This window comes from Burkholderia seminalis (assembly GCF_001718535.1).
Lineage (GTDB): Bacteria > Pseudomonadota > Gammaproteobacteria > Burkholderiales > Burkholderiaceae > Burkholderia > Burkholderia seminalis.
Genome location: NZ_CP013398.1, coordinates 1,787,589 through 1,799,368, shown reverse-complemented (window position 1 = coordinate 1,799,368; position 11,780 = coordinate 1,787,589). Strand labels below are relative to the sequence as shown.

2 protein-coding genes are annotated in these 11,780 nt (G+C 72.0%); one reads left to right on the top strand and one right to left on the bottom strand.

Features of this window, described 5'->3' with window-relative positions; all coding sequences use genetic code 11:
* Positions 1–3: 3 nt before the first annotated feature.
* Positions 4–9,663, bottom strand: a complete 9,660-nt coding sequence (locus WJ12_RS08140; protein ID WP_069245736.1) for a non-ribosomal peptide synthetase — start codon at positions 9,661–9,663, stop codon at positions 4–6.
* A 272-nt stretch (positions 9,664–9,935) separates the two neighbouring features.
* On the opposite strand from WJ12_RS08140, the gene WJ12_RS08135 reads away from it, so the two are divergent.
* Complete coding sequence (locus WJ12_RS08135) at positions 9,936–11,681, top strand: cyclic peptide export ABC transporter (RefSeq protein WP_034186920.1); 1,746 nt, start codon at positions 9,936–9,938, stop codon at positions 11,679–11,681.
* Positions 11,682–11,780: the final 99 nt, after the last annotated feature.

Genomic DNA, 11,780 nt, shown 5'->3' with positions numbered 1-11,780 from the left:
TCCTTATTGGGTTTCCAGTTCGCCGAGCAGCGCGTCGATCGCGCTCGCCGCATCGGTCTCGCCGCGCGCCGCGCAGGCCGCGTCGATCGCTTCCGCGCAGCGCGCCAGCGTGCGCGTGTCGAACAGCGTGCGCAGCGGCAGCGCAAGACCCCAGTGCAGGTTGGCCTGCGCGTGGGCCTGCGTCGCGAGCAGCGAGTGGCCGCCGAGCAGGAAGAAATCGCCGTCGCGGCCGATCGCGTCCACGTGCAGCACGCGCTGCCAGATTGCCGCGAGCGCGCGTTCGGTGTCGGTCGCGAGTTCGACGGCTTCGGCCGTGTCGCGCACCGGCGCGGGCAGCGCATGACGGTCGCACTTGCCGTTCGGCGTGACGGGCAACGCGTCGAGCTCGATCAGTTGCGACGGCACCATGTACGCCGGCAGTTGCGCGCGCAGTGCGTCGAGCAGCGCCGCGCGGTCGAGCGGGCCCGCATCGCCGCGGGCCACGTAGCCGATCAATTGCTCGTCGCGCACGATCACGACCGCATCGTTCACGCCGGGCGCCGCGCGCAGCAGCGCTTCGATCTCGCCCGGCTCGATCCGCTGGCCGCGCAGCTTCACCTGCGTGTCGACGCGGCCAAGGTAGTCGAGCGCGCCGTCGGCGCGCCGGCGCGCGAGGTCGCCGGTGCGGTACATGCGCGCGCCCGGCACGAACGGATCGGGCACGAAGCGCTCGGCGGTCAGCGCCGGGCGGCCGAGATAACCGCGCGCGAGACCGGCGCCCGCCAGGTACAGTTCGCCGGTCGCGCCAGCCGGCACCGGCTGCCACGCGGCGTCCAGCACGTGCAGCTGCAGGTTCGCGATCGGATGACCGATCGGCACCGCGACCGCATTCGCGTCGTCGGGGCCGCAAGTCCAGTGCGACACGTCGATCGCGGCTTCGGTCGGTCCGTACAGGTTCACGAGCGTGGCATTCGGCAGCAGCCGCGCCATCTTCGCGACGAGTTCGGGCGCGAGCGCTTCGCCGCTCGCGACGATCAGGCGCACGCTGTCGCATTGCGCGGCGGCCGAGAAGTCGTCGAGATGAGCGGCGAACGCGGCCAGCATCGACGGCACGAAATGCAGCACCGTCACGCCGTGCGCGTGGATCGCGGCCGCGAGACGCGCCGGGTCGCGATGGTCGCCCGGCGCGGCGATCGCGAGCTTCGCGCCGATCGCCAGCGGCCACACGAATTCCCAGACCGACACGTCGAAACCGAACGGCGTCTTGTGCAGCACGACGTCGTCGCGCGTCAGCCGGTACGCGTGCTGCATCCACGCAATCCGGTTCGCGAGTGCGCCGTGCGTGTTGCCGGCGCCCTTCGGCTTGCCGGTCGAGCCGGACGTATAGATCAGGTAGGCGAGCCGTGCGTCGTCGATCGCGGCGGTGCCGCTTGCGGGCGCGCCGGCCGCTTCGCCCGCCGCATCGGCAAGCAGGTCCGCCACCGTCAGCAACTGCGTGTCGGCGCCTTCACCCAGCGCGGCCTCGACCTGCTGGCGCAGATGGGCCTGTGTGATCGCGACGGCCGGCCGCGCGTCGCGCAGCAGGTACGCGATGCGCTCGGCCGGATAGTCGGGGTCGACCGGCAGGTACGCGGCGCCGGCCTTCAGCACGCCGACGAGCGCCATCACCATGTCGAACGAACGCTCGACGCACAGCGCGACCGGCGTGTCGGGCCGCACACCGCGCCGGCGCAGCGCGGCCGCGATGCGCGAGGTTGCCACGTCGAGCTCGCGATAGGTCGCACGATGCACGCCGCCATGAACGTCGGCGTATTCGAGTGCAATCGCGTCCGGCGTCGCCCGCGCCGCCTCGGCGAATTGCAGGTGCAGCGGCTGCCGTTGCGCGATCGGCCACGCATGCGCGGTGTCTTGCGCATGCGCCAGTGCGTCGCGGGTGGCGGCGTCGGCGATCGACAGCGTGCCGAGCAGCGCGTCCGGCGTACGGGCCAGTGCATCGAGCGCACATGCGAACGCACGATGCCAGGTCTCGACCTGACGCGCATCGACACGTGCGGCGTCGTAACCGTAGTCGATCGTCAGTTCGGCGCCGCTTTCGATCACGAGCGTCAGCGCGAAATCGGTTGCCTCGATGCTGCGCACGCCGCTCAATGCCAGCGCGCGCGGATCGGCGTCGCGCGCCGTGTCGTCGACCGGGTAGTTTTCGAACACGACCAGCGTATCGAACAGTGCGCCGCCTGCCCCGCGCGCCCAGCGCTGGATGTCGGCCAGCGGCGTGTGGGCATGTTCGGCGGCGGCCGCGTTCTCGCGCTGCAGCGCCTGCAGCCAGTCGGCCGCGCGTTGCTGCGGCGCCGGTGCGGTGATGACCGGCAGCGTATTGATGAACAGGCCGAGCACCGAGTCGACGTCCGCGAGCGCGTCGGGACGGCCCGCGACGGTCGCACCGAACGCGACGGCCGGCTGATGCGTCATCCGCTGCAGCGCGAGCGCCCAGGCGCCCTGCACCAGCGTGTTGACGGTCAGCTTCAGCGCACGCGCCGTCTGCGCGACGCGCGTCAGCGCGTGCGCATCGAGCGTCGCGCGCCACGTGACCATCTCGGCCTCGGCGCGGTCGGCCGACCGGTCGGCAATCAGCGTCGGTGCATCCAGGCGGGCAAGACGCCCGGTCCAGAAACGCTCGTCGGCGTCGCGGTCGCGCGTGCCGAGCCATGCGATGAAGTCACGGTAGCGCAGCGCCGGACGACTCGCGAACGGCGACACGGCATCCGGGTCGCGATAGTCGCGCAGCACGTCCGCGAGCAGGCGCGCCGTGCTCCAGCCGTCGAGCAGCACATGGTGACGCGTCCACACGACGCGCCATGCGTCGTCCGACACGCGAATCAGCGTCAGCCGCATCAGCGGCGGCTCGCGCCAGTCGAAGCCGCGCGTGCGGTCGGCCGCGAGCCAGGCGTCGAAATCGGCGTCGAGCGTGTCGCCGCGCTCGCGCCAGTCGAGCTGCTCGACCGGGATCCGCGCATGGCGGTGCACGCACTGCAGCGGCGCGGCTTCGTCCGGCATCACGCTCGTGCGCAGAATGTCGTGACGCGCGATCGACGCGTCGAACGCCGCCGCGAGCCGGTCGGCGTCGAGCGCGGTCGCGGTCGCGACGAGCTGGTTCACGTAGCTCGCGTGGCCCGGTGCGAACAGCGCGTGGAACAGGATGCCCTGCTGCATCGGCGACAGCGGATACACGTCGTCGATCGCGCGCCAGTCGAGCGGCGTGCGTTCGATCGCGGCCTGCGTGAGCCCGGCGGCCTGCGCGAGCGGGAAATCGCCCGGCGTCGCGCCGGCGCCGCGATGCGCGATGCGCGACGCGCACGCGTCGACGAGTTCGCGCAGCGCCGACGCGAAGCGTTCGGCCAACGCGTCGATCGTCGCGCGCTCGAACTGCGGCGCACCGTAGACCCAGTGCACCTTGAGCGTACGCGCGCCGTCGCGGTCCGTATCGAGGTATGCGTGGATCGCGAGCGTGTTGCCGAGCGGCCCCCGCGGATCGCGCTCGACGCCGGTGCCGCCGAAGCGCGGTACGAGCGTGGCATCGCGCGGCGCGTCGAACTGGCCGAGATAGTTGAACGTGACGCGCGGGCGCGGCACGGCGGCCAGCGCCGCGCGCGTCGCCGCATCGCCGTAGTGCGCGAGCACGCCGAAGCCGAGCCCCTTGTGCGGCACGGCGCGCAGCGTGTCCTTGACCGCGCATAGCGTGTCGCGCGCGGTCGCCGCGACCGGCAGCGTCACCGGGTAATGGCTCGTCAGCCAGCCGATCGTCCGGCTCGCGTCCGCATCGTCGAACAGCGCTTCGCGGCCGTGTCCTTCCAGTTCGACGCGGCACGCAGCGGCGTCGCGCGCGCCGGCCAGCGCCAGCGCGAGCGCCGCGCCCAGCAGCTCGATCGTCTGCGTGCGATAGGCGGCATGCGCGTCGGTCAACGCGGCGCGGGTCAATGCCGCGTCGATCGTCTGCACGACGACGGCCGCATCGGCGTTCGTGGCCGTTGCGTCCGGATGATCGGGGACGACGTCGTCGCCCTGCGCCATGCCGGCCCAGTATGCGGCCTCCGCCGTGAACGGCGAGCCCGGTTCCGTCGCGGCACGCGCGAGCCGCGCGGCCCATGCGTCTGCGCGCAGGCCCGGCTGCGACAGGCGGACCGGCGTGTGTTCGCATGCGGCGCGGTAGGCCGTGTCGAGGTCGTCGAGCAGGATGCGCCACGACACGCCGTCGACGATCGCGTGGTGAATCGCCAGATACAGCTGCGTCGAGCCGTCCGGCAGGCGCGCCGCGCATGCACAGGCGAGCGGCCCGCGGCCGAGGTCGAGACGGCGCTGCAGCGCGTCGAAGCGTGCGAGCCCGTCGGCTGCGTCGCGTGCGGCGACTTCGACGAACGGCAATGCGTCGTACGGCTTGGCTGCCTCGCTTGCGCGCCAGACGCCGTCCGCGCCGCGCGCGAAGCGCTGGCGGAACACGTCGTGATGCGTCAGCAGCGCGTCGAATGCGCGCGCGAATGCGTCGGCGTCGAATGCACCGCGCACGTCGAACGCAACCGACTGGTTCCAGTGGTCCGGATGCGGAACGTCGAGCGCGAAGAAGCGCTGCTGCGCGGGCGTCAGGACCGATGCGGCCACCGGCGTCGCGGCAGCGCTCGCGGGCTGGACGGCGGCGGCCGCGTCGTCGGTCTTCGCGATGCGCGCGAGTTCGGCCACCGTCGGGCCGTCGAACAATTGCTTCGGCGTGAAGCGCACGCCGCGCTTGCGGGCACGGGCGATCACCTGCAGCACGAGGATCGAATCGCCGCCGAGTTCGAAGAAATTGTCGTCGCGGCCGACCTTCGGCGCTTTCAGCACGGCCTGCCAGACGTCGGCGAGCACGGTTTCGACCGCACCGCGCGGCGCATCGCCGGACGCAACCGCAACCGGCGCGGCAGCCAGCTCGCGCAATGCCGCGCGATCGATCTTGCCGTTCGCCGTCACCGGCAGGCGAGCCAGCGCGACGAACTGCGCGGGCACCATGTAGTCGGGCAGCTTCGCGGCAAGTGCCGCGCGCACGGCGGCTTCGTCGAAGGCCGCGTCGTCGCGCATCACGACGAACGTCGCGAGCCGCAGGCGGCCGTCGTGCTCGATCGCGAGCGTTTCGGCCTGCGCGACCGGCGCGGCCGCGCGCACGGCCGCACTCACCTCGCCCGGCTCGACGCGGTAGCCGCGGATCTTCACCTGGTCGTCGATACGGCCGAGGAACGCGAGACGGCCATCCGTGCGCAGTCGCACGCGGTCGCCCGTGCGATACAGCCGCGCACCGGGCGTGAACGGATCGGGCACGAAACGCTCGGCGGTTTGCGCCGGGCGCCCGAGGTAACCGCGCGCGACGCCCGGCCCGCCCAGATACAGCTCGCCCGTCGCGCCGGCGGGCACGCAGGCGCCGAACGCGTCGAGCACGAGCGCACGCGCATTCGGCAGCGGCAGCCCGAGCGGCACGCCGCTCGCGGGGTCGCGCGCATCGGCGGCGATCGACGCGGTGTCGCACGCGATCGCGCCGACCGTCGCTTCGGTCGGCCCGTAATGGTTGATCACGCGGCAGGCCGGCGCGAGCGCGGCCAGGCGCGCGACGAGCGCCCACGTGAGCGTCTCGCCGCCCGTCACGAGCGCGTGGCGCGGCAGCACGTCGGCCGGCACGCGCGCGTCGAGCAGCGCCTGCAGGTGGCTCGGCACGATCTTCAGCACGCCGACTTCACGGCGGCGCATTTCGTCCGCGAACTGGTCCGGATCGAACGCGCAGGCGGCCGGCAGCAGATGCAGCGTGCGGCCGGCGCACAGCGCGCCGAACAGCGTCGTATGGCCGAGGTCGGCCGCGACGGTCGACACCATCGCGAACGAGGCGTCGGGTGCGAACGCGAGTTCATCGAGCATCCCCTGCACGTAGTCGGCCAGTGCGCCGTGCGACACGACGACGCCCTTCGGCGTGCCGGTCGAGCCCGACGTGTAGATCAGGTACGCGCCCTGCTCCGGATGCGGCGCGACGCGCACGCCGGCCGCGTGGGCGAGCGTCGCATCCTGCGCGAGCGTGTCGACGTCGAGCGGCTGCGTATCGATGCCGGCCGGCCACGCGGCCGTGTCCGCCACGAGCGCCCAGCGTGCGCCGCAGTCGGCCGCCGCGGCACCGAGTCGTGCGGCCGGCTGCGCGGGATCGAGCAGCACGGCGAGCGCGCCGGCCTTCAGCGCGCCCAGCAGGCCGACGACGAAACGTGCCGACCGTTCTATGCAGACGATCACGGACGCCTCGGCGGCCATGCCGCGCTGCACCAGTGCGCGTGCGACGCGGTTCGACGCGTCGTCGAGCTCGGCGAACGTCAGCGAGGTCGATGCGTCGGACAGCGCGACGCGATGCGGGTAGGCAGCCGCCTGCCGCGCAAACGCGGCGACGACGTCGGCATGCTCGATGCGCAGTGCGCGCCCGTCGCGCGGCTGGCGCGAGCTTGCCGACGCGTCGCACGGCAGTACGGCCGTCGGGTGTTGCGGATCGTGCGCGGCCGCGCCGACGAGCGCCGCATAGCTGTCGAGCCAGGCACGCGCGGTGTCCGCGTCGATGCAGTCGGTCGCGTACGCGGCGACCAGTTCGATGCCGTTCGCGTCGTCGGTGAAATCCACCGCGAAATCGAAGCGCGCGGCGAGATCGGGCCCCGGCGTCGCGACTGCCGTGACGCCCGGCAGCACGCTGTCGTGCCGCGCATCGAACTGCTGCGCGAACTTCACGCGCAGCCATTCGTCGCCGCGCTTGACCGGCGGCTTCACCGCATCGATGACGCGCTCGAACGGCACATCCTGGTGCGCGACCGCATCGAGCGCCGCCGTGCGCGCCGCGTCGACGAGCGCGCGGAACGGCAGCGTGGGCGCCACTTGCACGCGCAGCGCGACGGTATTCAGGAACAGGCCCAGCAGCGCGCGCGTTTCGGGGCGCTGGCGATGCGCGACTGGCACCGCGACGACGACATCCGTTGCGCCGGTCAGGCGCGACAGCCACGCGTCGAGCGCGGCGAGCAGCACCGTGAAGACGGTCGCCTGCGCATCGCGTGCGAGTTGCCGCACGTCGGCCGCGACCGCGTCGGGCAGGCGCACCGACACGCGCGCACCCTGCAGCGTGCGCACGGCGCCCGGCTGGCGGTCGACCGGCAGCACGAGCGGGCCCGGCACGTCGCGCAATGCGCCGCGCCAGTAGTCGAGCTGGCGCTCGCCCTCGCCGCCGGCCAGCATGTCGCGCTGCCAGTCCGCGTAGTCGGCGTACTGGATCGGCAGCTCGGGCAGCGACGGCTCGCGGCCCTCGGCGTACGCGCGGTACGCGGCCGACAGTTCGTCGAACGCGCAGCGCGAGCTCCAGCCGTCGGTGATCGCGTGATGCGCGGTCAACAGCAGGCGGTGACGATCGTCGGCGAGCGCGACGAGCGTCGCGCGCAGCAGCGGGCCGCGCGCGAGGTCGAACGGCTCGGCCGCGTCGCGCTCGGCGAGGCGCGCGGCTTGTGCGTCGCGGGCGGCGGGCGGCTGGTCGCGCAGGTCGATATCGGCGATCGGCACCGGCAGATGCGCATGAATCCGCTGCATCACGATGCCGTCGTCGTTGTCGACGAGCGTCGTGCGCCACGCCTCATGACGCCCGATCACGTGATCGAGCGCGCGCTGCAGCGCGTCGCGCGCGAGTGCACCGTCGATCGTCCAGTGCGCGGCGATGTGATACGCGGCGCTCGCGTCACGCGTTTGCGCGAGCACCCAGAAACGTTGCTGCGCAAGAGAGGCCGCACGGTCGACATGCGGCGCGCCCAATGCCGCCGGATCGGCCGCGGCGCGACGGGCGGAAATCGCGGCCAGCGGCTCGCCGGTCTCGCGTTCCGTCCGATCGACCGTCCCGGCCAGTTCGACCAGCGCCGGATCGGCGAACAGCGTGTCGAGCCGCAGGTTCACGCGCAGAGTCGCCCGAATCGCGGCCTGCAGCTGCATCGCGGCGAGCGAATCGGCGCCCAGCGCGAAGAACCGGTCGTCACGCGACGGGATGACGTCAAGGCCCAGCAGCGTCTGCCAGAGGGCGGCGAGCTGCCGCTCGGTCGGCGTACGCGGCGCATCGCCGGCGCCTTGCGCCGTGTCGCGCGCGGCGGCAATCCGTTCGCGCAGCGCGGCACGGTCGATCTTGCCGTTCAACGTATACGGCAACGCATCGACCCGCACGAAGCGGTGCGGTTGCCACGCGGCCGGCAATTGCGCGGCCACGTGCGCTTTCAGCGCCGCATCGTCGGCCGCCGCGCGCAGCGCGACGCACGCGATCAGCCGCGTCGGTCCGTTGCCGGTTTCGGCGACCACGGCCGCGTCGGCCACGGCCGGGTGCGAGCGCAGGCACGCGGCGATTTCCGCCGGCTCCACGCGCACGCCGCGCACCTGGACCTGATCGTCGAGGCGGCCGAGATAATCGAATGCGCCGTCGTCGCGCAGCCGCGCGAGGTCGCCGGTGCGGTAGACGCGCGCGCCGGGTTCACCCTGCGCATCGGGAATGAAACGTTCGGCCGTCAAGGCCGGGCGACCGTGATAACCGCGGGCGACGCAGACGCCGCCGAGCAGCAGCTCGCCCACGCCATCGGCCGCGGCGCCGTCGACGCGCGCGACGCGCGGGCCGATCACGCGGCCGATCGGCAGCGATGCATACGCGTCGTCGGCCGCCAGCACGGGCGTCTCGCCCGGCTCGACCGGCCACAGCATCGGCGAGATCACGGCCTCGGTCGGCCCGTAGCCGTTGATCAGTCGTACCGACGGAAATGTGCCGCGTACGAACTCGAATGCCTGTTGCGGCAGCGCTTCACCGCCGAACGCGAGCACGCGCAGCGCCGGCGGCACGCCGTCGCGCGCGGCGACGGCCGCGAATTCGCGCAGGTAGGCAGGCGGGAACGCGGCGACGTTGACCGACTCGCGCACGAGCAGCGCATGCGCGGCGTCCGGCGCGAACGGCTGCGGCGGCGCCACGACGATGCCGGCGCCGACGGCGAGCGGCGCGAGCCAGCATTCGTGCGCGGCGTCGAAATTGACCGATGCGAAATGCAGCAGGCGGTCGCCGGCCTCGATCGGCAGCGCGGCCGCGAGCGCGGCGCAATGCGCGGCGAGCGGCCCGTGCTCGACGACGACCGCCTTCGGCGTGCCGGTCGAGCCCGACGTATAGATCATGTAGGCGGCCGAACGCGGGTGAACCGGCACGGCTTCGTCGCCGGCGACGAGATCCTGCTCGCCCGATGCCGCCGCCGGATCAAACGCATGTTCGAACGGCGTGCCGAGCGCCGCGCGGCCGGCCGCGTCGACGATGCCGTGCCGCAGTTGCGCATCCTGGACGATCCAGTCGAGGCGCGCGGCGGGATGGCGCGGATCGAGCGGCACGAACACGCCGCCCGCCTTCAGCACGGCCAGCAGCGCGACGAACAGTTCGCACGAACGCTCGACGCAGACGCCGACCCGCACTTCCGCGCCGACGCCGGCCGCGCGCAGTTGCCGAGCCAGGTACGCCGCCCGCGCGTCGAGCGCGCCGCGCGACAGGCGCAGGTCATTCTGGAAAGGAACCGCGATCGCGGGTGCGTCGGGCGCGATGCGCGCCAGTTCGCGGATTCGGTGATGCAGCGCAGTCGGGAAACTCGTCATGTGCGTGAAGTCCTTCGGTCCGGCCGCTTCGGCCAAGTCTCGGGGCCGCTTGGGGCGGCTTCACTGGTGTGACGAACGACGCGGCCGATTTTTTACCGTTTTGCACGCAAAGTGCGTGCGGCCGCATTTTTTTGACGGTGCCGCTAAATATTTGCGTGCCCCGTTCGTCTATCAGGGAGGAAGCCGGAACGGGGCCCCGCCTCGCCCGCCGCTTTCGCGTCAGATTCACCGTTTCCGCGTTTTTGCCTGCCTTCCCTTTACCGACGTTGCCGATGACAGCCGCCCACGAGCCTTCCTCCCCGCCGTCCCTCGACGCCTCTCCCGGCCGCCCCGCGGCGCGCCTGATCCTTGCGCTGCTGCGCGAAAGCCGCGTGTCGCTCACGCTTGCGCTCACGGCGTGCGTCCTGAATGGTGTCGCGAGCGTGCTGCTCGTCGCGACGCTGAACCGTGCGCTCTCTCAACCGGGCGCGGCCGATGCATCGCTCGCGTGGCGCTTCGCCCTGTGCGCGGTGATCGCGCTCGTCACGCGGATCGTGTCGGGCACGCTGTTCGCCCGCCTGTCGCAGGACACGATGGCGCGGTTGCGCGTCCATCTCGCGCGACGCGTCGGCGCCGCCGAATTGCGCGACATCGAGCGAATCGGCGCGGCGCCCGTGCAGTCGGTGCTGACCGACGACGCGACCAACGTGTCGATGCTGTTCTTCGCGCTGCCGAACCTGGTCATGCACGGTTCGATCGTGTTCGGCTGCCTCGGTTATCTCGCCTGGCTGTCGTGGCCCGTGTGCCTGCTGGCGCTGGCCGCGATCATCGCAGGCTCGCTCGGCTATCACACCGGCGACCGCCGCGCGATCGCGTCGCTCGAGGCGGCCGGCCACGCGCAGGACCGCCTGTTCGGCTATCTGGGCTCGCTGTTCTCCGGCGCGAAGGAACTGAAGCTGCACGACGCGCGCGCCCGCCAGTTCGTCGACGGCCAGCTCGGCGCCGCGATCGGCGAAGTGCGCGACCACCGCCGCCGCGCGTTCAGCGCATACGCGGTCGGGGTCGGCTGGATCATCTTCCTGTTCTACGTGTTCCTCGGCGTCGCGTCGTTCTGGCCGCAGCTCGGCGTGCATGCCGACCCGGCCGCCGCCGCCGGCTACGTCGTCGTGTTCCTGTTCATGCTCGTGCCGCTCGACGGTCTGCTGAACAACCTGCCGACCGTCAACGCCGCGCGCGTGTCGCTCACGCGGATCGAAGGCGTGATGGCCGAATTCGGCGCGCTGCGCACGGTGCCGCCCGCCGCCGACGCACCCGACGTGCCGCCGGCCGGCGCCGTCACGCTGCGCGGCGTCACGCATGCGTACTTCCACGAACGCGACGAACGGATGTTCAGCATCGGGCCGATCGACCTGACGATCAAGCCGGGCGAACTCGTGTTCATCGTCGGCGGCAACGGCAGCGGCAAGACGACGCTCGCGAAGGTGCTGACGGGGCTCTACGAGCCGGAGGAAGGCACGATCGAGGTCGACGGCCGCACGATCGGCTGGCGCGAGCGCGCCGCGTACCGGCAGCGCTTCAGCGCGGTATTCAACGACTTCCACCTGTTCGATGCGCTGCTCGGCATCGTCGATCCGGACGATCCGTCGCGCGCGCAGGCCGACGCACGGGCGAACGCGCTCGTCGCGAAGCTCGCGCTCGACCACAAGGTGAAGGTGGTCGACGGCGCGTTCTCGACGCGCGCGCTGTCGACCGGTCAGCGCAAGCGGCTCGCGCTCGTCGTCGCCTATCTGGAAGACCGGCCGTTCTACCTGTTCGACGAATGGGCGGCCGACCAGGACCCGTCGTTCAAGGCCGTGTTCTACGAGCAGCTGCTGCCCGAGCTGCGCGCGCGCGGCAAGGCCGTGATCGTGATCACGCACGACGACCGCTACTTCGATCTCGCCGACCGGCTGCTGAAGCTCGACAACGGGCGCATCGTCAGCGACACGATGCCGGCGCGCTCGCGTGCGCAGGATGGTGTCGATGCGCTGAGCGCCTGAGCGACGGGCGACAAAAAATCGCCGACGCGCTGCCATGGCAGTGCGTCGGCGATTCGCATTTCGAAAGCGAATCGTGCCGGCGGGCGCAATGCACTGATC

Coding starts and splice junctions, on each gene's coding strand:
- WJ12_RS08140 (WP_069245736.1), bottom strand. CDS start 9,663: ATGACGAGTTTCCCGACTGCGCTGCATCACCGAATCCGCGAACTGGCG.
- WJ12_RS08135 (WP_034186920.1), top strand. CDS start 9,936: ATGACAGCCGCCCACGAGCCTTCCTCCCCGCCGTCCCTCGACGCCTCT.